14 protein-coding genes are annotated in these 21037 nt (G+C 67.2%); 11 read left to right on the top strand and 3 right to left on the bottom strand.

What is annotated here, in order from left to right; all coding sequences use genetic code 11:
- Nucleotides 1-3 precede the first annotated feature (3 nt).
- The 3 genes from ACK4HJ_RS06045 (at nt 4) to ACK4HJ_RS06035 (ending at nt 5154) form a co-directional block, all read left to right on the top strand.
- Complete coding sequence (locus ACK4HJ_RS06045; RefSeq protein WP_409828725.1) at nt 4-852, top strand: lytic transglycosylase domain-containing protein; 849 nt, start codon at nt 4-6, stop codon at nt 850-852.
- The gene (parC, locus tag ACK4HJ_RS06040; RefSeq protein ID WP_409828722.1) at nt 849-3206 is read left to right on the top strand and encodes a DNA topoisomerase IV subunit A; all 2358 of its coding nucleotides are present in this window, start codon (nt 849-851) and stop codon (nt 3204-3206) included. Before ACK4HJ_RS06045 ends, parC begins: the two co-directional genes overlap by 4 nt.
- 169 nt (nt 3207-3375) lie before the next feature.
- Nucleotides 3376-5154 (top strand): methyl-accepting chemotaxis protein, encoded by a 1779-nt coding sequence (locus ACK4HJ_RS06035; RefSeq protein ID WP_409828719.1) that lies wholly within the window; start codon nt 3376-3378, stop codon nt 5152-5154.
- 217 nt (nt 5155-5371) lie between these two features.
- On the opposite strand, the gene ACK4HJ_RS06030 is transcribed toward ACK4HJ_RS06035, so the two are convergent.
- Entirely contained in the window at nt 5372-5830 is a 459-nt protein-coding gene (locus ACK4HJ_RS06030; RefSeq protein ID WP_409828716.1) for a RidA family protein, read from the bottom strand.
- A 183-nt stretch (nt 5831-6013) separates the two neighbouring features.
- On the opposite strand from ACK4HJ_RS06030, the gene ACK4HJ_RS06025 reads away from it, so the two are divergent.
- The 4 genes from ACK4HJ_RS06025 (at nt 6014) to ACK4HJ_RS06010 (ending at nt 11356) form a co-directional block, all read left to right on the top strand.
- Nucleotides 6014-8632, top strand: coding sequence for a DNA internalization-related competence protein ComEC/Rec2 (locus ACK4HJ_RS06025; protein ID WP_409828713.1), 2619 nt, complete (start codon nt 6014-6016; stop codon nt 8630-8632).
- Nucleotides 8633-8707: 75 nt separating this feature from the next.
- Nucleotides 8708-10243 carry a circularly permuted type 2 ATP-grasp protein gene (locus ACK4HJ_RS06020; RefSeq protein WP_409828712.1) on the top strand — a complete coding sequence of 512 codons (1536 nt, stop codon included), beginning with the start codon at nt 8708-8710 and terminating at the stop codon, nt 10241-10243.
- Nucleotide 10244: 1 nt separating this feature from the next.
- Nucleotides 10245-10403 (top strand): alpha-E domain-containing protein, encoded by a 159-nt coding sequence (locus ACK4HJ_RS06015; RefSeq protein WP_409828709.1) that lies wholly within the window; start codon nt 10245-10247, stop codon nt 10401-10403.
- Complete coding sequence (locus ACK4HJ_RS06010) at nt 10397-11356, top strand: alpha-E domain-containing protein (protein WP_409828707.1); 960 nt, start codon at nt 10397-10399, stop codon at nt 11354-11356. The genes ACK4HJ_RS06015 and ACK4HJ_RS06010 overlap by 7 nt, the downstream gene beginning before the upstream one ends.
- A 177-nt stretch (nt 11357-11533) precedes the next feature.
- On the opposite strand, the gene ACK4HJ_RS06005 is transcribed toward ACK4HJ_RS06010, so the two are convergent.
- Together ACK4HJ_RS06005 and ACK4HJ_RS06000 are read right to left on the bottom strand one after the other, a co-directional pair.
- Entirely contained in the window at nt 11534-11815 is a 282-nt protein-coding gene (locus tag ACK4HJ_RS06005; protein ID WP_409828704.1) for a VF530 family DNA-binding protein, read from the bottom strand.
- Nucleotides 11816-11991: 176 nt separating this feature from the next.
- Complete coding sequence (locus ACK4HJ_RS06000; RefSeq protein ID WP_409828702.1) at nt 11992-12909, bottom strand: LysR family transcriptional regulator; 918 nt, start codon at nt 12907-12909, stop codon at nt 11992-11994.
- 190 nt (nt 12910-13099) lie between these two features.
- Here ACK4HJ_RS06000 and ACK4HJ_RS05995 point away from each other — a divergent pair, with 190 nt between their 5' ends.
- From ACK4HJ_RS05995 to ACK4HJ_RS05980, 4 genes are all read left to right on the top strand, one after another.
- Nucleotides 13100-13993: an alpha/beta hydrolase gene (locus ACK4HJ_RS05995; RefSeq protein ID WP_409828699.1), complete on the top strand. Its 894-nt coding sequence runs from the start codon at nt 13100-13102 to the stop codon at nt 13991-13993.
- Between the two features lie 395 nt (nt 13994-14388).
- Entirely contained in the window at nt 14389-15651 is a 1263-nt protein-coding gene (locus tag ACK4HJ_RS05990) for an efflux RND transporter periplasmic adaptor subunit (RefSeq protein WP_409828696.1), read from the top strand.
- 28 nt (nt 15652-15679) lie between these two features.
- Nucleotides 15680-18913 carry an efflux RND transporter permease subunit gene (locus ACK4HJ_RS05985; protein WP_409828693.1) on the top strand — a complete coding sequence of 1078 codons (3234 nt, stop codon included), beginning with the start codon at nt 15680-15682 and terminating at the stop codon, nt 18911-18913.
- Between the two features lie 157 nt (nt 18914-19070).
- A complete protein-coding gene (locus ACK4HJ_RS05980) occupies nt 19071-20558 on the top strand; it encodes an efflux transporter outer membrane subunit (RefSeq protein WP_409829261.1) in 1488 nt (495 codons plus the stop codon).
- Nucleotides 20559-21037 lie beyond the last annotated feature (479 nt).

Here is a 21037-nt window from a genome sequence, read left to right as displayed (position 1 = left end):
GATATGAAAAAAATTGCCCCCCTGCGCTTGCTTGGCATAGGTTTGTTGCTATTTTTTCTGCAGCAAACCGCCCGTGCGGACCTGTGGGCATTTGTGGACGAGCGCGGCGTAACCCACTTTGCCGCCGAGCAGCTGGATTCCCGCTACCAGCTGTTCTTCCGCGGCACCGAATTCGATTCCACCCGCGACACGCCCGCCCCTGCGCAACCCATGCCCTACGCGCTCCCGGCTGACGGCGCGCGCCTGCTGGCGTTTTTTGACATTGCGCCGGACTACAAGCGCGTCAAGCACCACCTGCGGGCGGCGGCGACGAAACACGCGGTGGACTATGAACTGCTGCAGGCCGTGATTGCCGCCGAATCCGGCTTTGATGCCACCGCCGTGTCGCCCAAGGGCGCCGTGGGGCTCATGCAGGTGATGCCTGCCACCGCCAGCCGCTTTGGCGTGCGCGCGGACGCCAAACGCACGGTGGAGCAAAAGCTGGCCGACCCGGCCGTGAACGTGCCCACCGGCACGCGCTACCTGCGCCACCTGCTGGACCTGTTCCCGGGCCGCATGGACCTGGCCGTGGCCGCCTACAACGCGGGCGAAGGGGCGGTGCAGCGCGCAGGCAACCAAATACCGGCGTACAAGGAAACCCAGAACTACGTGCGCACGGTGCTCGGCCTGTACGCACAACTCAAGCCGCCAGAGCCCGTGCGCGCCCAGCGTGCCGTCACGGGCCGGGTGCGCATGGAGCTGTCGGGCGGCGCCGCGCGGCGCGGCAACCTGCCGCCCGCCCAGGTGGCGCAGACCCCCGTCGCCCCAGCGGCCCCCACACAAGAACAAACTGTTGTTGTACCCAACGAATGAGCGACCAACCCACACTTGACTTCACCACCGCTGGCGACGACGGGGGCGACTCCCTGGACCTGGCGGGCTACGCCCAGCGGGCCTATCTTGAATATGCGCTCTCGGTCGTCAAGGGCCGCGCACTGCCCGACGTGTGCGACGGCCTCAAGCCCGTGCAGCGGCGCATTTTGTATTCGATGGACCGCATGGGACTGGGCTACAGCGGCCCCACGCGCAACACGGCCGCCAAGCCTGTCAAGAGCGCCCGTGTGGTGGGCGATGTGCTGGGCCGCTTTCACCCGCACGGTGACCAGTCGGCCTACGACGCGCTGGTGCGCATGGCGCAGGACTTTGCCCAGCGCTACCCGCTGATCGACGGTCAGGGCAATTTCGGAAGCCGCGACGGCGACGGCGCCGCCGCCATGCGCTACACCGAGGCGCGCCTGTCGCGCATCACCAGCCTGCTGCTGGATGAGATCGACGAAGGCACGGTCGATTTCATGCCCAACTACGACGGCAGCACGCAGGAGCCCCGCCAGCTACCCGCCCGACTGCCATTCGCGCTGCTCAACGGCGCCAGCGGCATTGCCGTGGGCCTGGCCACCGAAATCCCCAGCCACAACCTGCGCGAGATTGCCGATGCGTGTGTGGCGCTCATCAAGACGCCATCGCTGAGCCAAGACGAACTGCTGGCCATCGTGCCCGGCCCGGACTACCCCGGCGGCGGCCAGATCATCAGCAGCCCCGGTGACATTGCCGACGCCTACCGCACGGGCCGGGGCAGCCTGAAGGTGCGCGCGCGCTGGAAGATCGAGGAGCTGGCGCGCGGCCAGTGGCAGCTGGTGGTCAACGAGCTGCCGCCCGGCGTGAGCACCCAGCGCGTGCTGGAAGAGATCGAGGAAATCACCAACCCCAAGGTCAAGGCGGGCAAGAAGGCGCTGACGCAGGACCAGACGCAGCTGAAGGCCAGCATGCTGGCGGTGCTGGACGTGGTGCGCGACGAGTCGAGCAAAGACGCGCCGGTGCGCCTGGTGTTCGAGCCCAAGACGGGCAAGACACCGCAGCAGGAGCTGATCACGGCGCTGCTGGCCCACACCAGCCTGGAGACCTCGGCGCCGATCAATCTGACCATGGTGGGGCTGGACGGCAAGCCCGTGCAGAAGTCGCTGCGCCAGATGCTGGAGGAGTGGATCGCCTTCCGCCAGACCACCATCACGCGCCGCAGCCAGCACCGCCTGAACAAGGTGCTGGAGCGCATCCACATCCTCGAAGGGCGGCAGATCGTGCTGCTCAATATCGACGAGGTGATCGCCATCATCCGCCAGTCGGACGAGCCCAAGGCTGCGCTCATCGCACGCTTCAACCTCAGCGACCGGCAGGCCGAGGACATCCTCGAAATCCGCCTGCGCCAGCTGGCGCGGCTGGAGGCCATCAAGATCGAGCAAGAGCTGAAAGAGCTGCGTGAGAGCCAAGGCAAGCTCGAAGACATCCTGAACAACCCGAGCGCCTTGCGCCGCACCATGATCAAGGAGATCGAGGCGGACGCCAAGACCTTCGCCGACGCGCGCCGCACACTCATCCAGGCCGAGAAGAAGGCCGTGGCCGAAGTGAAGGTGGTGGACGAGCCGGTCACGGTGATCGTGTCGCAAAAGGGCTGGGTGCGCGCCCGCACGGGCCATGGGCACGAGGCCGCTAGTTTTGCCTTCAAGGCGGGCGACGGGCTGTATGGCACCTTCGAATGCCGCACGGTCGATACCCTTCTGGCCTTTGGCAGCAATGGCCGCGTGTATTCGGTGGCCGTGTCGCTGTTGCCGGGCGCGCGGGGCGACGGCCAGCCTGTGACGACGCTCATTGAGCTTGAAACGGGCACGCAGCTGTTGCACTACTTTGCGGGGCCCGCCAACGCCACGCTGCTGCTGTCCAACTCGGGCGGCTACGGCTTTCTGGCGGCGGTGGAGAACATGGTGTCGCGCCAAAAGGGCGGCAAGGCCTTCATCACCCTGGGCGAGGGCGAGACCGTGTGCGTGCCGTCGCACGTCGCAGGCACCTCGGGCAGCAAGCCGGTGCCGCCCGCCACACATGTGGCCTGCGCGTCCGTGGGCGGGCGCATCCTCACCTTCGAGATCACAGAGCTCAAAACCATGGCCAACGGCGGCCGGGGCCTGATGCTGATCGACCTGGAGGACAAGGACACGCTGGCGGGCGCTGCCGCCTACACGCGCAGCATCCGGCTGGACGGTGTGGGGAGGGGCGGCAAGCAGCGTGACGAAACGCTGGAGATCCGCAGCCTGAACAACGCCCGTGCCGCGCGTGGCCGCAAGGGCAAGGCGGCGGACCTGGGTTTCAAGCCCAACGCCGTGACGCGGGTCGAGTAAGCCGGCAAGAAAACAAGGCCTGCGCGTCCCGCCACTGCGGAGCTGTGTGCGGGCGCGGGGTGTGGCGGCATGCTGGGGAACACCCTCGTGCACCCCGCCGCTGTTTGTGCAATCGTAAAAAAGCGAGCAACATCGCGTTACATGCACAACACAGACGGAGACATGCCCCATGCTCAACCAACTTCGTATGGCCCACAAACTGTGGGCTGCGGTGATTCTGATCGTGGTCATGCTGGTGGCGGTGGTCGGGTTCGCGGCCTACCGGTCGGCCAAGGTGCAGGCGCATGCGGATGCTGTCACCAAAGAAATGGAATCCAGGGTGCAGGCCGCGTTGCGCTGGTCCGGCCTTACTGAAACGAACGCGGCCCGCACGCAGGCGCTCATCGTCAGCAATGATCCGGCCGTGGAGGCCGAATTCAAGGACGTGATTGCCGCCACTTCGGCGCAGATCACCGAAGTGCAGAAGTCTCTGGAGTCGATGGCGCTGTCCGATGCCGACAAGGCGCAGATGGCCAAGATTGCCGCGGCGCGCAAGACCATGATCGACCTGCGCGGGGAAGCGCGCAAGCTCAAGAGCGACGGCCAGCAGGATCAGGCCGTGACGCTCATCAACCAAAAGTACAACCCGTCGGTGACGGCCTACATCACCACCTTGCGCGAGTTTGTGCAGCAGCAGCAGAAAAACGCTGAAGACACGCAAAAGGCCATGGCGGCCGAGCGCATGCTCACCGTCAAGATTGCGGCGGTAGCGGTGGGCCTGCTGCTGCTGGCCATCATCGTGGGGGCGTACTACCTGATCGGAAGCATCCAGCGGCCGCTGGAGCAGGCCCATGGCCTGGCGGAGCGCATTGCCGGCGGCGACCTGAGCGCGCAGGAATCGGTCACGCGCGGCGACGAGTTTGGCGACCTGCTGCGCTCTCTCTACACCATGAGCAGCGCGCTGGGCCGGATGGTGCACCAGGTGCGCCAGAGCACAGACAGCATTGCCATCGCCAGCGCAGAGATTGCCACGGGCAACCACGACCTGTCGGCCCGCACCGAGCAGACGTCCAGCAACCTGCAGGAGACTGCGGCCGCGATGGAGCAGTTCACCAGCACCATCCAGCACAGCGCGGGCAGTGCGCAACAGGCCAGTACGCTGGCGGCGGGGGCCACGGGCGTGGCGCGCCGGGGGGGCGAGGTGGTGAACCAGGTGGTGGCCACCATGGAGGACATCAACCACAGCAGCAAGAAGATCTCCGACATCATCGGCACCATCGACGGTATTGCTTTTCAGACCAATATCCTGGCGTTGAATGCCGCCGTGGAAGCGGCCCGCGCAGGCGAGCAAGGCCGCGGTTTTGCTGTGGTGGCAAGCGAAGTGCGCAGCTTGGCCCAGCGCAGCGCGGAGGCCGCCAAGGAGATCAAGACGCTCATCAGCGCCAGTGTGGAAAAGGTGGAAACCGGCTCGCGCCTGGTGTCCGATGCGGGCACCACCATGACGGACATCGTCCAGTCCGTGCAGAAGGTGACGGACATGATCGGCGAGATCACGTCCGCGTCGTCCGAGCAAAGCCAGGGCATCTCGCAGGTGAACCAGGCCATCGGCAACCTGGACCAGATGACGCAGCAGAATGCCGCCTTGGTGGAAGAAAGTGCCGCCGCCGCTCAGAGCCTGCGCGAGCAGGCCGACCAGCTGGCGCAGGTGGTGTCGATGTTCAAGGTCAGCGCGGCCAGCTACGGGCCCGCGCAAGCCGCCATTGGCGCGGCACGCGCCACCTCGGCGCAAAAGTCTGCGGCATCACCTGCCGGCAAGCCGCGCGCTGGGGGACCAGCCCCGCGTATTGGCAGCGCGGCTGCCAGCGCCGCGCCTGCCAAGAAGACGTCCGCAGCTGCGGCGCCCCCCCCCGCAGCGGCACGCCCGGCGGCAGCGGGGCGCGGGGCGGAGGATGACTGGGAAAGCTTCTGAGGCGCCGGTCCCAATTCTCGCTGCATAAAAAATAGCTGCTGGCGCTTGCCGGTAAAGGGTTTAAAGCCAAAACGGCCTGAAAACCTTTACCGGCAAGCGCCAGCAGCTATGTTTTTGGTAGTGTCCGCGGCGCATGGTGCTGCCCTGCGCCCGCCGCACCGTGTGGCGGGCAGGTGCCAGGAGGCTCAGCGTTGCGGGCGCCGCATCACAGGGGGGCTTACGCCAGCTCAGCGATCAGCTCGATCTCCACACACGCGCCCATCGGAATCTGCGCCACGCCAAAAGCGCTGCGGGCGTGCACGCCCTTGTCGCCAAACACCTGGCCCAGCAGCTCGCTCGCGCCGTTGGTGACCAGGTGCTGCTCGGTGAAGTCGCCGGTGGAGTTGACCAGGCTCATCACCTTGACGATGCGCTGGACGCGATTCAGGTCGCCGCCGCAGGCCGCCTGCAGCGTGCCCATCAGGTCGATGGCCACGGCGCGCGCGGCGGCCTTGCCTTCTTCGGTGCCGATGTCGCGGCCGAACTGTGCGGCCCAGGGCTTGCCGTCCTTGCGGGCAATGTGACCCGACAAAAACACCAGATTGCCGGTCTGCACATAGGGCACATAGGCCGCTGCAGGCACGGACACGGGGGGCAGGGTGATGTTCAGCTCGGTCAGCTTGTCGTAAACGCTCATGGTCGTCCTCGGTAAGGGTAAAGAAAGTGGTGGGAAAGTTGGCCTGTGGCCGTGCCCGCCCGCAGGCGCAGGCCTGCCGGGGGCGGATCGCTGAGAGTGTTACACAGGCCCGCATGCGGCATGCGCCTGGCCGGGCGCCCGCGCCGCATTAGCATCAGCCCATGCATGCCATAAGTGCCTCTAATGCGCGCCCCTGCTGACCAGGCCCTGCCCGGCAGCGCCGCGCGCCCTGCGCCCCGCGTGGCCGACGCCGCAGTGCTCACTCTGCCTGTGCGGCCCTGGCTGCTGCCCGCCGTGATGCTCGGCCTGGTGGCGGGCGCGGCGCTGCAGCTGCAGCAGCCAGCGCTGTGGCCGGCCGGGGTATACGGTGCGCTGCTGGCGGCCGGCAGTTTCGGAGTGTGGGCCGCGTGGAAGTGGGCGCAACGTTGCTCTTCGCGCCATTGGGTACGCGGCGGGCCGGCGCTGATGGCGGCTCTGGCCGCGGCCATGGCGATGGCGGGGCTGTGTGGCCTGCGCGCCATCCAATACGGTGGCGGTGCCCTGAGCCCTGCGCTGGAAGGGCAGGACCTGCGCGTGACGGGCGTGATCGCCACCATGCCGCAGGCCAACGAGGCCGGCACGCGGCTGCGGCTGCGCGTACTGCAGGCCCGTACGCCGGGCGGCACGCCCGTGCAGCTGCCGCCACTGATCGATGTGGCCTGGTACGGCGGCGCGTTCCGCGACGCTGCAGGCGCGGCCGGCCTGCATCTCAAACCCCCCGCGCTGCGCGCCGGGGAGCGCTGGGAGATGACGGTGCGCCTGAAGGCCCCCCACGGGCTGCGCAACCCGCATGGCTTTGACTTTGAGCTGTGGATGTGGGAGCAGGGCGTGCAGGCCGCCGGCTACGTGCGCACGGGCCCCAAGGACGAGGCCCCGGTGCGCCTTGCCGCCACCTGGCAGCACCCCGTGGAGCAGGCCCGCCAGGCCGTGCGCGATGCCATCCAGGAGCGACTGGCCCGCAGCGACGCAGACAGCGAGGCCGCCGACCCGGCCCGCGCGCGCATCGCCGGCGTGGTGGCTGCGCTCGTCACGGGCGACCAGCGCGCCATCGACCGGGCCGACTGGGATGTGTTCCGCGCCACGGGCGTGGCCCACCTCATGGCCATCTCGGGCCTGCACATCACGCTGTTTGCCTGGCTGGCGGCGCTGGTGGTGGGGGCGCTGTGGCGGCGGTCGGTGCGCCTGTGCCTGGCCGTGCCCGCGCCATCGGCTGCGCTGGTGGCAGGGGTGGCGTTGGCGGCGGGCTATGCCGTGTTCAGCGGCTGGGGTGTGCCCGCGCAGCGCACGGTGATCATGCTGGCCGTGGTGGGCCTGCTGCGCCTGAGCGGGCGGCAATGGCCTTGGCCGCAGGTGTGGCTGCTGGCCTGCGCCGCTGTGGTGCTGGTGGACCCGTGGGCGCTGGCGCAGGCAGGCTTCTGGCTGAGCTTTGTGGCGGTGGGGGTGTTGTTTGCTACCAATCCGATAGCTGTAAGCGCTTTGCCAGAAAGCGCTAGGGCCCGTTTTTATGCATTGTTTAGAGAGCAGTGGGTGGTCACGCTGGCGCTCACGCCGCTCGGTCTACTGCTTTTTGGGCAGATCTCGGTGGTGGGGTTTGCCGCCAACCTGGTGGCGATCCCGTGGGTGACGCTGGTTGTCACGCCGCTGGCGCTGGGCGGCGTGGTGTGGGCCCCGCTGTGGGACGGCGCGGCCCTGGCGCTGCAGCCGCTGTCGGCCCTGCTGCAGTGGCTGGCGCAGTGGCCGTGGGCGGTGGTGTTTTTGCCCTCGGCACCGCTGTGGGCAGGGGTGTCGGCCGTGGCGGGCGGGGCGCTGCTGGCCATACGCCTGCCGTGGCGCGTGCGGCTGCTGGCGCTGCCACTGCTGTGGCCGGTGTTTGCGTGGCAACCGGCGCGGCCCGCGGTGGGGCAGTTTGAATTGCTGGCCGCCGACATTGGCCAGGGCAACGCAGTGCTGGTGCGCACGGCCCACCACACGGCGCTGTACGACGCAGGCCCGCGCTTCAGCCGCGAAAGCGATGCCGGCCACCGCGTGCTGGTGCCCCTGCTGCGTGCGTTGGGTGAGCGGGTGGACCTGCTGGTCCTCAGCCACCGCGACGCCGACCACACGGGTGGCGCGGCCGCCGTGCTGGCCCAACAGCCGCAGGCCGAGGTGCTGGGCTCCATCGAGGCTGAGAACAGCCTTCAGCGCTTGCGGCCCATCCGGCCGTGCCAGGCTGGGCAGCGGTGGGACTGGGACGGTGTGCGGTTCCAGGTGCTGCACCCCCAGCCGGGCGACGAGGCCCCGGTGGCACGCGGGCCGCGTTCGCCCGGCCCGCCGGTGCCGCCGCGGCCCAATGTGCTCAGCTGCGTGCTGCGCATCGAAGCGGCGCCTGCGCCCGGCGCCGCAGCGGGTGCGGTCGCCCTGCTGGTGGGCGACATCGAGGCGCCCCAGGAGCAGGCCCTGCTGGCCCGCGGCGCGCCCGTGCGGGCCGACCTGCTGCTGGTACCGCACCACGGCAGCAAGACCTCGTCCTCGCCCGCGTTTCTGGAGGCCGTGGGGCCGCGCACAGCTTTGGTGCAGGCCGGATACCGCAACCGTTTTGGCCATCCGGCAACTGAAGTGGCCCAGCGCTACAGAGAGCGGGGCACTCGGCTGGTCGAGTCGCCCCGCTGCGGGGCTGCCACCTGGTCGTCCGCATCGCCCGGCGAACTGGCCTGCGAGCGCGACCTGGGCCGGCGCTACTGGCAGCATGCACTGCCTGGTGCACTGCCTGGGTCCGCCGATTGAGGGTGGACTGGCGCGACCCAGTTTCACGCGGGGTGGGCGCACAACTTGCTATTCTGTGAAACAGGAGGCCCGTTCATGCAGAAATTTGACGAGATGTACGCCATGCTGCCTTTTGATGGCAGCGACGTGCGGGAACACTACAAGCGCTATGCGCAGTGGTTGAGCAAACAGCCCCCTGATGTGATGCAGGCCCGCCGGGCCGAAGCCGAGATGATCTTCCGGCGCGTGGGCATTACCTTCGCGGTGTATGGAGCCAAGGACGAAGGCGGCGCAGGCAACGAGCGGCTCATTCCGTTCGACCTGATCCCGCGCATCATCCCCGCCCACGAGTGGAGCAGCATGCAGCAAGGGCTGGTGCAGCGGGTCACGGCCCTGAACCGCTTCATCCAAGACGTCTACCACGGCCAGGACATCATCCGGGCCGGCATCGTCCCCACCGACCTGATCCTGAACAACGCCCAGTACCGGCCCGAGATGGCCGGCCTGCATGTGCCGCAGAACATCTACGCGCACATTGCCGGCATCGACATCGTGCGGGCGCCGGATGCGCAGGGCAAGGGCGAGTACTACGTGCTGGAGGACAACCTGCGCGTGCCCAGCGGCGTGAGCTACATGCTGGAAAACCGCAAGATGATGATGCGGCTCTTCCCTGAGCTGTTCAGCCAGCACAAGGTGGCGCCCGTCGCCCACTACCCGGACCTGCTGCTCGAAACCCTGCGCGCCAGCGCCCCGGCCGCGGCCGATGACCCCACGGTGGTGGTGCTCACGCCCGGCATGCACAACAGCGCGTATTTCGAACACGCCTTCCTGGCCCAGCAGATGGGCGTGGAACTGGTCGAAGGGCAGGACCTGGTCGTGAAGGACAAGTTCGTTTACATGCGCACCACGCGCGGCCTGCAGCGGGTGGACGTGATCTACCGCCGCGTGGACGATGATTTCCTCGACCCGCAGGTGTTCCGCAGCAACTCCACCTTGGGCTGCTACGGGCTGATGGAGGCCTACCGCGCCGGCAACATCGGCATCTGCAACGCCGTGGGCACAGGCGTGGCCGACGACAAGTCCGTCTACCCCTATGTGCCGGAAATGATCCGCTTCTACCTGGGCGAGGAACCCATCCTCAAGAACGTGCCCACCTGGATGTGCCGCAAGCCCGAAGACCTGCAGCACGTGCTCGCCAACCTCAAGGATCTGGTGGTCAAGGAAGTGCACGGCGCCGGCGGCTACGGCATGCTCATCGGGCCGGCCGCCACGCAGGCCGAGATCGAGGACTTCCGCCGCGCGCTCATTGCCAACCCCTCCGGCTACATTGCACAGCCCACGCTCAGTCTGTCGAGCTGCCCCACCTATGTGGAAAGCGGCATCGCCCCCCGCCACATCGACCTGCGCCCCTTTGTGCTGAGCGGGCGCGACGTGCAGATGGTGGCCGGCGGCCTGACCCGCGTGGCGCTGCAAGAAGGCTCCCTGGTCGTCAACTCGTCGCAGGGCGGAGGCACCAAGGACACCTGGGTCCTGGGCGAGGGCATGGCTGCTGCGTCGCAGACAGCCTCCGCAGACACGGGACGCATGACGCAGTCCATGGGCGGCATGACGCAAACATTGGGAGGGAATTGAGATGCTGAGCCGCACCGCCGATCATCTGTTCTGGATGTCCAGGTACACCGAAAGGGCAGTAAAGACTGCCAAAGGCAGTTTTTCGGCACAACACCGCGTGCTGCGTGCGCAGCACGTGCGGGGTTCTCTGCCCTGCTCGATGAAGGAGGCCGCATGCTGAGCCGCACCGCCGACCATTTGTTCTGGATGTCCCGCTACACCGAAAGGGCAGAGAACACCGCCCGGATGCTCAACGTGAGCTACGAGACATCCTTGCTGCCCCAGGCCGCCGATGTGGCGCAAAAAGGCTGGGAAGGCCTGCTGTCCATCAGCGAGCTGATCCCTGCCTACACCGCCAAACATGGCGAAGTGACACCCGCCAAGGTGCTGGAATTCATGGTGCGAGACGGCACCAATCCGTCGTCCATCCTGTCGTGCCTGCGGGCCGCGCGTGAAAACGCGCGCGCTGTGCGCGGCGCACTCACCACCGAGGTGTGGGAGACGCAGAACCAGACCTGGCTGGAACTGCACCGCCAGCTGGAAGGCGACGCGTTCGAACGCGATCCCGGCCAGTTCTTTGAGTGGGTGAAGTACCGCTCGCACCTGTCGCGCGGTGTGGTGCTGGGCACCATGCTGCAGGACGAGGCGTTTCACTTCCTGCGCATGGGCACCTTCCTGGAGCGCGCCGACAACACGGCGCGCTTGCTGGATGTGAAGTTCCACGCGGTGAAGAACGACTTTTTTGGCCGCGCCAGCGAGCGCAACCAGGAAAGCGACTTCTACCACTGGAGCGCCATCCTGCGCAGCGTCTCGGCGTTCGAGGTGTACCGCAAGGTCTACCGCGACGTGATCACGCCGGGCCGCGTGGCCAACCTGCTCATCTTGCGCAGCGACATGCCGCGTTCGCTGCATGCCTGCATGCGCGAAGTGGTGGACAACCTCGCCGTGCTGGCCAACGGCCAGTCTGCTGAAACCAGCCGCCGCGCCGGTCGCCTGCTGGCCGACCTGCAGTACGGCAGCATCGACGAAATCCTGGCCACCGGGCTGCATGCCTTCCTCACCCAGTTCCTGGACCGTGTGAACGATCTGGGTGGCGGCATCAGCCGGGATTTCTTGGTGGTGGCGGGCGACTGATCTTTGCGTTCTCTGGCCTTTCGCAAAGGCCAGAGAACGCTGCTGCACGATGGATCGCTGGCTGTACAGCCACAAAAATCCAAGAGAATTTAGGCTCTAGCGCTTATCCATTAAGCGCTGGAAGCTATTAATTTCATAGCATTCCTTGGGGTGCGATGGGTTCTGGTGGGCAGTCAATCAGCCCTGGGCGTTGCGCTTTTGGTCTCTCAGCATGAAGAGATACAGACTCTCCACCTTTTCACGCGCCCACGGCGTCTTGCGCAAGAATTTGAGGCTGGAACCCACGCTGGGGTCGACCTGGAAACAGCGGATGGGAATCTGACGCCCCAGTTCCTCCCAGCCAAAATAATCGGCCAGCGCCACCACCATGGCCTCCAGCGTGACGCCGTGCAAAGGGTTGCGGGGCTGGGCGGGCTTGCTGGCGGGCGGGGCGGGAGGTGGGGTCTCTGGGGTGCTCATGGCTGCAAGCATACAGACTGAGAACGCGGTGAGGATGCGCCCCGATCTGCTTGCAGCCCCACTCGCATGCAGCGGGACTTCCTGCATCAGTGCCACCGTGGAACTGGGTTTGCCAGGCCACGGGTGGCGCCCCCCCGTGGCGGACGTACCGTGCGGCGATGCGGCTCAGGGGAGATTCATGCCGCCCGCTGTAGTTGCGCCTCGCGCTGAAACAATTCGGCGGCCCAATCCACAAACGCCCGCACCTTGGCGCTCAGGTGCCGGTTGGGTGGGTACACCACGTACACGGGCAGCAGGGGTTGGGTCCAATCGGGCAACAGCTGCACCAGCGCGCCGCTTTTCAGGTGCCTCTCGGCCTGCCAGCTCGTGATCTGACCGATGCCCAGGCCCGCCATGACGGACGTGACGTAGGCGTTGCTTTCGTTCACGCTCAGCTGGTAGGGGCCGGTGATGTCGATGGATTCGGCCCCCTGGCGGAACTCCAGCGGGTAGTGCCGTCCCGTCTGGGGCGAGAAATAGATCACGCTGGTGTGCTGTTCCTCGATCTGCAGCGGGTGCGTGGGCGTGCCCTTGCGCGCCAGATAGTCGGGCGAGGCCACGGTGATGAACTCCAGGTTGCCAATGCGCCGCGCCACCAGCGACTGGTCGCTCAGCTCCCCGCCGCGGATCACGCAGTCCACGTTGTCGCTGATCAGGTCCACCACGCGGTCGCTCACCCCCAGGTCCACCTGGATGTCGGGGTACCGCGCGTGGAATTCCGCCAGGTGCGGAATGATGAGGAGTTGCGCCACCGAGGTGCCCACGTCCACGCGCAGCCGCCCGCGCGGGTTGGCGCGGGCGTTGGTCATGCTGGCCTCGATGTCGTCCAGGTCCGTCAGCAGCCGAACCGTGCGGTCGTAGTAGGCGGCGCCGTCGGGCGTCACCGTCACGCGGCGCGTGGTGCGGTTGAGCAGCTTCACGCGCAGCCGCTCCTCCAGCGCCTGCACATGCTTGGTCACCGTGGCTTTGGGCAGGTTCAGCGAATCCGCTGCCCGGGTAAACGTGCCGGCCTCCACCACCCGCACGAATATGCGCATGGCCTGTATCTGGTCCATGGCTTCTCCTTGAAATCCGGAACTGCTGTCCGCTACTGCAGCACCCACCAGTGGGTGCTGAGGAATTCTCACACGCCGCCCCCATCGTGATTGTTGAGCTTTTGGAAACAGTGCGGTGGTGTTTGGCCGGTTTATCTGGGCGGCCTGAGCCACTACATTTCAACCATTCTCAATTCAATGGGTACATGCCATGCAGCCCGACCGCCCGTCCTCGCCAGCTTCTCCATCGCCAGCCGCCGTCGCCCCCGCAGCTTCCGCTGCCAGCAAGGCGAATGCGCCCGCCGCAGTCTGCACCGATTCCACCATTGAGGTGGCCAATGGGCAAGAAGTGGCCGTGCGCATGTACGGCCGCAAGAAGGCGGGCCAGGCCTCGCCGGTGGTAGTGCACTTCCATGGCGGTGCGTTCACGTCCGGCGACCTGGACAATGGCTGCACCGTGGCCACGCTGCTGCAGGAGGCGGGCGCCGTGGTCGTGTCGGTGGCCTACCCGCTCACGCCGTTCCCGCAGCCGGTAGAGACGGGCTACGACGTGCTCAAGTGGGTGCACCGCAACCGCACCAAGCTGGGCGGGCAGGGCGCCCTGGTGTACCTGGCGGGCGAAGAAGCGGGCGGCAACCTGGCCGCTGCCGTGGCCGTGGTGACGCGCGACCAGTCGCACCCGCCGTTGGCCGGGCAAATCCTGCTGTCGCCCATGCTGGACCCGTGTGTGGGCACGGCGTCGCTGCGCGAGGCGACGGGCAATGCCATGGGCTGCAAGTGGACGGAGGGTTGGCGCAACTTTCTTCGCTGCCCGCGCGATGCCGAGCATCCCTACGCAGTACCTGCCGGTGCGCACCGTCTGGCGGGCCTGCCGCCCACGCTGATCATGGTGGGCGACACTGACCCCATGCACGACGAGGCGCTGGCCTATGCCGCGCGGCTGGAATCAGCAGGCCTGCAAGTCACGCGCCACGTGTTCTCCAAGGCGCCGCAGTGGCCCGATGCATTGCTGCAAGCCGGCCAGCACGAATGTCCTTGCGCTGCAGGCGCCATCGAACAGATTCGCCTGTTTTTCGAAGCCACCCGAAGTCCGGTGCCTTCCTGAGCGGGCAAGGCCGAAAAAAAGCATTGACCTCAACTTCAGTTGAGGTTTGATACTGCCGCCTGCTTTCTCCCCAACCTGTCTCTGACTGCTGAATTTCCGGCCCCGCGCGCCGGAGGGGAGAGGTTTTGCCTGCAGAACACGCAAACACCTGCACTGATTCAAACGATACGGAGGAAAAACGCCATGAACCTGATCTCTCGCCCTTTGGCCGGCGGCCGCATTCGCCACGTTGGCTGTCACAGCGCGCCACGCGGCTTCGTCTGTTGACCTGGACACCCGGCTGTGCGCACGGCCCCCCCCCATACAAATCCCCTGGCGGGCGGCCCGAGCCGCATGCCGCAACCCGCAAGCCTTCACGGCTGCCACAAGCAGCTTCAACGATTGAAACGACCATCATGAACTTCAACCGCTTCTCCGCTCCCCGCCCCTTGGGCATTGCCACCCTGGCCACCGCCGTCACGGCTGCTGTGGCCGCCGCTGTGCTCGTGTTTCAGGCGCCGCTGGCGCAGGCCGATGGCGGGCCTGCCGAGCCGCCTCCCATGCCGGTATCGGTGGCCGCCGTGGTGCAAAAGGACATCGCCCTGTGGGACGAGTTCTCCGGCCGGCTTGAAGCCGTGCAGCGCGTGGACGTGCGCCCCCGCGTCTCGGGCGCCGTACAGGCCGTGCACTTTCGCGAAGGCTCGCTGGTGAAGCAGGGCGACCTGTTGTTCACGGTGGACCCAGCCCCCTACGCCGCCGAGGTGGACCGCGCCGAGGCCCAGGTGGTGGCCGCGCAGGCCCGCCTGTCGTACACGCGCAGTGAGCTGGAGCGCGCCACACGCCTGCTGGAAGACAAGGCCATTGCCCAGCGCGAGCACGACGAGCGCCAGAACGCCCAGCGCGAGGCCGATGCCAACCTGCGCGCCGCCCAGGCAGCCCTACAGACCGCACGCCTGAACCTGAGCTACACCCAGGTGCGCGCCCCCATCGCCGGCCGCGTGGGCCGCATCGAGGTCACCGTGGGCAACCTGGTGGGCTCGGGCGCGGGCGCCCCGGTGCTGACCACGCTGGTGTCGGTGAGCCCGATCTACGCGAGCTTTGACACCGACGAGCAGATCGTGGTGAAGGCGCTGCACGACCTGCAAAGCGGCCAGCGCGGCCAGAGCGCGCGCCAGCTCATCGAGCGCATTCCCGTGCAGATGGGCACCGGCGCCGTGGGTGGTACACCGCATGCCGGGCGCCTGCAGCTCATCGACAACCAGGTGGATGCCCGAAGCGGCACCGTGCGCGTGCGCGCCGTGTTCGACAACGAGGACGGCGCCTTGATCCCCGGCCAGTTCGCCCGCATCCGCATGGGCCAGGCGCAAAACACCCAGGCACTGCTTATCAACGAGCGGGCCGTGGGCACCGACCAGAACAAGAAGTTCGTGATGGTGGTGGGTGAAGGCAACAAGGCCGAGTACCGCGAGGTCACCCTGGGCGCGCCGATTGACGGCTTGCGCGTGGTCACCTCGGGCCTGAAGGCGGGCGAGAACATCGTCGTCAACGGCCTGCAGCGCGTGCGCCCCGGCGCCGTGGTGGCGCCCCAGCCCGTGCCGATGACCGCCAAGGCCGAACTGGACAGCGACCCCAAGGAAGCCAAGAACAACAGCAACAGCAGCAAGTCGCCCGCCGCCTGAGCGGAAGCGATAGCAGGAATTTGCATCCATGAACCTTTCCCGCTTTTTCATCGACCGGCCCATCTTCGCGGGGGTGCTGTCGGTGCTCATCTTCCTCGGAGGGCTGATCGCGCTGCGCGGTCTGCCCATCTCCGAATACCCTGAAGTCGCGCCCCCCTCCGTGGTGGTGCGCGCCCAGTACCCGGGCGCCAACCCCAAGGTGATCGCCGAGACTGTGGCCACGCCGCTGGAGGAATCCATCAACGGCGTGGAAGGCATGCTCTACATGGGCAGCCAGGCCACCACCGACGGCGTGATGACGCTCACCGTCACTTTCGCGCTGGGCACTGACCCCGACAAGGCCCAGCAGCTGGTGCAAAACCGCGTCTCGCAGGCCGAGCCGCGCCTGCCTGAAGAAGTGCGCCGCCTGGGCGTGACGACCGTGAAGAGCGCGCCGGACCTGACAATGGTGGTGCACCTGGTCTCGCCCAACAACCGCTACGACATCGACTACTTGCGCAACTACGCCGTGCTCAACGTCAAGGACCGCCTCGCGCGCATCCAGGGCGTGGGTCAGGTGCAGGTGTTTGGCGGGGGTGACTATTCCATGCGCGTGTGGCTCGACCCGCAGAAGGTCGCGCAGCGCGGCCTCTCGGCCAGCGACGTGGTGTCCGCCATCCGCGGGCAGAACGTGCAGGCGGCGGCCGGCGTGGTGGGTGCATCGCCCGGCCTGCCGGGCGTGGACCTTCAGCTGTCCATCAACGCCCAGGGCCGCCTGCAGACCGAGGAAGAGTTCGGCGACATCATCGTCAAGACCGGTGCCGACGGCGCCGTGACCCGTTTGCGCGACATCGCCCGCCTGGAGCTGGGCGCGGCCGACTATTCGCTGCGCTCGCTGCTCAACAACGACCCGGCCGTGGGCATGGGCGTGTTCCAGGCGCCAGGCTCCAACGCACTGGACATCTCGGCCAACGTGCGCTCCACCATGGACGAGCTGCAGAAAAACATGCCCGAGGGCGTGGAGTTCCGCATCGCCTACGACCCCACGCAGTTCGTGCGCGCCTCCATCAAGTCCGTGATCCATACGCTGCTGGAGGCCATCGCCCTGGTGGTGATCGTGGTGATCCTGTTCCTGCAGACCTGGCGCGCGTCCATCATCCCGCTGCTGGCCGTGCCGGTGTCGGTGGTGGGCACGTTTGCCGTGCTGCACCTGCTGGGCTTTTCGATCAATGCGCTGTCGCTCTTCGGCCTGGTGCTGGCCATCGGCATCGTGGTGGACGACGCCATCGTGGTGGTGGAGAACGTGGAGCGCAACATCGAGGCGGGCCTGACCCCGCGCGAGGCCACCTACCGCGCCATGCGCGAGGTGAGCGGCCCCATCATCGCGATTGCTCTGGTGCTCACGGCCGTGTTCGTGCCGCTGGCCTTCATCAGCGGGCTCACGGGCCAGTTCTACCGGCAGTTCGCCGTGACGATCGCGATCTCCACCGTGATCTCGGCCATCAACTCGCTGACTTTGTCGCCCGCCTTGAGCGCCTTGCTGCTCAAGGGCCACCACGAGCCCAAGGACGCACTCACGCGCGGCATGGACAAGGTGTTTGACGGGCTGTTCCGCGGCTTCAACCGCGTGTTTCATCGCGGTTCCGAGGCCTACAGCGGGGGCGTCAAGCGCGTCATCGGCCGCAAAGCGCTGATGCTGGCCATCTACCTGGCGCTGGTGGGCGTGACCTGGGGCCTGTTCAAGGCCGTGCCCGGCGGCTTTGTGCCCGCGCAGGACAAGCAGTACCTGATCGGCTTTGCACAGCTGCCAGACGGCGCCACGCTGGACCGCACCGAGAACGTGATCCGCCGCATGGGCGAGATCATGAAGGAGAACCCGAACGTGGAGGACGCGATTGCTTTCCCGGGCCTGTCCATCAACGGCTTTACCAACAGCTCCAACGCTGGCATCGTGTTTGCCACCCTCAAGCCCTTTGCCGAGCGCACGCGCGCCGATCAAAGCGGCGGTGCCGTGGCCGGGCAATTAAACCAGGCGTTTGGCAGCATCCAGGACGCGTTCATCGCCATGTTCCCGCCGCCGCCGGTGGCAGGCCTCGGCACCACGGGCGGCTTCAAGCTGCAGATCGAAGACCGTGCATCCCTGGGCTACGAAGCCATGGACGGCGCCGTGAAGGCCTTCATGGCCAAGGCCTACCAGACGCCCGAGCTGACCGGTATCTTCAGTAGCTGGCAGGTCAACGTGCCGCAGCTGTACGCCAACATCGACCGCACCAAGGCGCGCCAGCTCGGTGTGCCGGTGACGGACATCTTCGACACGCTGCAGATCTACCTGGGCAGCCTGTATGCCAACGACTTCAACCAGTTCGGCCGCACCTACAGCGTGCGCGTGCAGGCCGATGCGGCCTACCGTGCGCGGGCGGAAGACGTGGGCCTGCTCAAGGTGCGCTCTGCCACCGGCGAGATGGTGCCCCTGTCGGCGCTGATGAAGATGGAGCCCAGCTTCGGCCCCGAGCGCGCCATGCGCTACAACGGCTACCTGGCCGCGGATGTGAACGGCGGCCCCGCGCCTGGATATTCGTCAGGCCAGGCGCAGGCGGCCATCGAGCGCATCGCCAAGGAGACGCTGCCCCAGGGCATCACCTTCGAGTGGACCGAGCTGACCTACCAGGAGATCCTGGCGGGCAACTCTGCCGTGCTGGTGTTCCCGCTGGCCATCCTGCTGGTGTTCCTGGTGCTGGCCGCGCAGTACGAAAGCCTCACGCTGCCGATCGCCATCATCCTGATCGTGCCCATGGGCATCCTGGCCGCGATGACGGGCGTGTGGCTCACCAAGGGCGACAACAACGTGTTCACGCAGATCGGGCTCATCGTGCTGGTGGGGCTGTCGGCCAAGAACGCGATCCTGATCGTGGAGTTTGCGCGCGAGCTGGAGTTTGCCGGGCGCACCCCCGTGCAGGCCGCCATCGAGGCCAGCCGCCTGCGGCTGCGCCCCATCCTGATGACCTCGCTGGCCTTCGTGATGGGCGTGCTGCCCCTGGTGCTGTCCACCGGTGCTGGCGCCGAAATGCGCAGCGCCATGGGCGTGGCGGTGTTCGCCGGGATGATTGGTGTGACGGCCTTCGGCCTGTTCCTCACGCCCGTGTTCTACGTGGTGCTGCGCAAGCTGGCGGGCAACCGGCCGCTGGTGGAGCACGGTGCGCACGTGGCGCCCATTTCGCACACGCCCGGCAGCGGTGGCATCGGCCAGCCTGTGCTCGCCGCGCCCCGCAAGGAGCATGAGTGATGAGCCATGCATCGCGCCAAGCCTCTGCTTCCATTCTTCCAATCACGACAGCGGCCACTCCGGTGGCGCTGAACGCTCGCACCCCACGGCTGTTGCTACTGCTGCTGCCGGCAGTGGTGGTTCGGGCTGGAGATCAACCATGACCGATTTGCTGACGATGACGAAGAACATCACCGAGGGCGCCCTGGCCGCGCGCAAACGCAGCCTCCTGGCCCCCCTGGCCGCCGCCCTGGTGCTGGCCGGCTGCATGACCCAGCCCGTGGTCCCCGCGCCGCACGCCGGCGTGCCCGTGCCCGCCAGCTTCAGCGCGGGAGGCGACGCGCTGCTGCCCACCGCCGCGCCCTGGACGGTGGCGCCCCCGGCCGAGGCGCAACCGCGCGGCGAGTGGTGGCTGGGCTTTCAAGACGCCGTGCTGGCCGACCTGGTGCAGCGCGCGGGTGCTGCCAACACCAGCATCCAACAGGCGGCCGCACGCCTGGCCGAGGCGCGCTCACTGCTGCGCTCGGCCGATGCCGCACGCTCGGTGCAGGTGGGCGCTTCGGCTGGCGTGTCACGCCAGGCCGGCGCCAGCAGCACCGGCAGCGCCACGCCGTCCACACTAGGGACGGTGGGGCTCAATGCGTCTTACGAACTGGACTTGTTCGGCCGCCTTGCCCAAACCAGCGATGCCGCGCGCCTGGACGCCGACGCCCGCGAAGCGCTGTTGCAAAGCACGCGCCTGATGGTGCAGGCCGACGTAGCGCAAACCTATTTGCAGCTGCGCGCCGTGCAGGCCGAACAAGTGCTGGTGCAGGAAAGCCTGGCCGCCTACCAGTACACGCTGCGCCTCACCCAGCGCCGCCTGCAGGCCGGCGATGTGGCCGAGCTGGACGTAGCCCGCGTGCAGACCGAGGTCGCCGCCACCGAGTCGGATGCCCTCGCGCTGCAGCGCCAGCAAGCCTTGCTGTCGAACGCCCTCGCCGTGCTGGTCGGCGAAGTCGCCAGCACCTTTGTGCTGCCGCCCGCCACGGGAGATGCCGCGTTGCCGGTGATCCCGCCCGGGGTGCCCGGCACGGTGCTGGCGCGCCGGCCCGATGTGTCGGCTGCGCAGGCCGCCGTGCTGGCCGCCCAGGCCCGTGTGGGCGTGGCGCAGACAGCGTGGTTCCCTGCCGTCACACTCACCGGCAACGCGGGACATGCCTCGCCAGAACTGGGCGATCTGTTCAAGTGGTCTGCGCGGGCCTGGGGTGTGAGTGCGCTACTGTCGCTGCCGATCTTTGACGGCGGCCAGCGCAACGCCCAGATCGAGGGCGCCAAAGCCCGCCTGGAGGCTGCATTGGCAGACCACCGGGGGCAGGTGCTGAACGCCTTTCGCGACGTGGAAGACCAGCTGACCTCGCTCCGTCTCCTGTCGGGTCAGGCCGAGGCGCAGGCGCGTGCGGTGACGGCGGCGCGGCGGGCGACGCAGTTGTCGGATGTGCGGTACCGCAATGGGCTGGTCAGCCAGCTGGAGTTGCTTGACGCGCGGCGCAGTGAGTTGCGCAACCGGCGGCAGGCGTTGCAGGTGCAGACGGCGCAGTATGTGGCGACGGTGGGGTTGATTCGGGCGCTGGGTGGCGGTTGGGGGGAGCAACCTGCTACGAAGTTGGCGCAGGTATCGCAGTAGTTTTGTAGGCGATTTTGGCTGCTAGCGCTTGTATATAAAGCGCCGGAAGCTATTGTTTTGATAGTGTTTTGTTTTCCGCTGTCCTTTTGGGCTGGGCTTGTCGTAGTCTGATTTACTTTGGTTACTGCATGCCCGGGTTGAGGGTGGAGGCCGGGAGTCGCCCGGCGGCGAGTAACTTTCTTTCGTCTCGCCGAAAGAAAGTCACCAAAGAAAGGGCGACCCCCAGTCTGAGACCCCTTCGCGGAGCGAAGGGGCAATCCTGCGTCGGGGCGGTTGCGGGGTGCGCCGCAGAACTCACTGCGCTGCTTCGCAGCTCCGTTCGGACAACTGCGGCGAGTCAGTTCACAAAGCATGGGCACTCCGACGCCCATGCCACCCCACAACCGCCCCGCCGCAGGCGCAGCCAGCAGGGGGTGGGGCAGCCGAACATCCAAACAGCCACACGGGCCTTTGCTTCGCTCGGCCCCCTCTCGCGGGCG

This window comes from Acidovorax sp. (assembly GCF_046294525.1).
Classification (GTDB): domain Bacteria; phylum Pseudomonadota; class Gammaproteobacteria; order Burkholderiales; family Burkholderiaceae_C; genus Acidovorax.
This window is presented reverse-complemented; position numbering and strand designations above follow the sequence as displayed.

Coding starts and splice junctions, on each gene's coding strand:
- ACK4HJ_RS05990 (WP_409828696.1), top strand. CDS start 14,389: ATGAACTTCAACCGCTTCTCCGCTCCCCGCCCCTTGGGCATTGCCACC.
- ACK4HJ_RS06000 (WP_409828702.1), bottom strand. CDS start 12,909: ATGGACCAGATACAGGCCATGCGCATATTCGTGCGGGTGGTGGAGGCC.
- ACK4HJ_RS05985 (WP_409828693.1), top strand. CDS start 15,680: ATGAACCTTTCCCGCTTTTTCATCGACCGGCCCATCTTCGCGGGGGTG.
- ACK4HJ_RS06015 (WP_409828709.1), top strand. CDS start 10,245: ATGCTGAGCCGCACCGCCGATCATCTGTTCTGGATGTCCAGGTACACC.
- ACK4HJ_RS05995 (WP_409828699.1), top strand. CDS start 13,100: ATGCAGCCCGACCGCCCGTCCTCGCCAGCTTCTCCATCGCCAGCCGCC.
- ACK4HJ_RS06035 (WP_409828719.1), top strand. CDS start 3,376: ATGCTCAACCAACTTCGTATGGCCCACAAACTGTGGGCTGCGGTGATT.
- ACK4HJ_RS06025 (WP_409828713.1), top strand. CDS start 6,014: ATGCGCGCCCCTGCTGACCAGGCCCTGCCCGGCAGCGCCGCGCGCCCT.
- ACK4HJ_RS06020 (WP_409828712.1), top strand. CDS start 8,708: ATGCAGAAATTTGACGAGATGTACGCCATGCTGCCTTTTGATGGCAGC.
- ACK4HJ_RS06030 (WP_409828716.1), bottom strand. CDS start 5,830: ATGAGCGTTTACGACAAGCTGACCGAGCTGAACATCACCCTGCCCCCC.
- parC (WP_409828722.1), top strand. CDS start 849: ATGAGCGACCAACCCACACTTGACTTCACCACCGCTGGCGACGACGGG.
- ACK4HJ_RS06045 (WP_409828725.1), top strand. CDS start 4: ATGAAAAAAATTGCCCCCCTGCGCTTGCTTGGCATAGGTTTGTTGCTA.
- ACK4HJ_RS06005 (WP_409828704.1), bottom strand. CDS start 11,815: ATGAGCACCCCAGAGACCCCACCTCCCGCCCCGCCCGCCAGCAAGCCC.
- ACK4HJ_RS06010 (WP_409828707.1), top strand. CDS start 10,397: ATGCTGAGCCGCACCGCCGACCATTTGTTCTGGATGTCCCGCTACACC.
- ACK4HJ_RS05980 (WP_409829261.1), top strand. CDS start 19,071: ATGACGAAGAACATCACCGAGGGCGCCCTGGCCGCGCGCAAACGCAGC.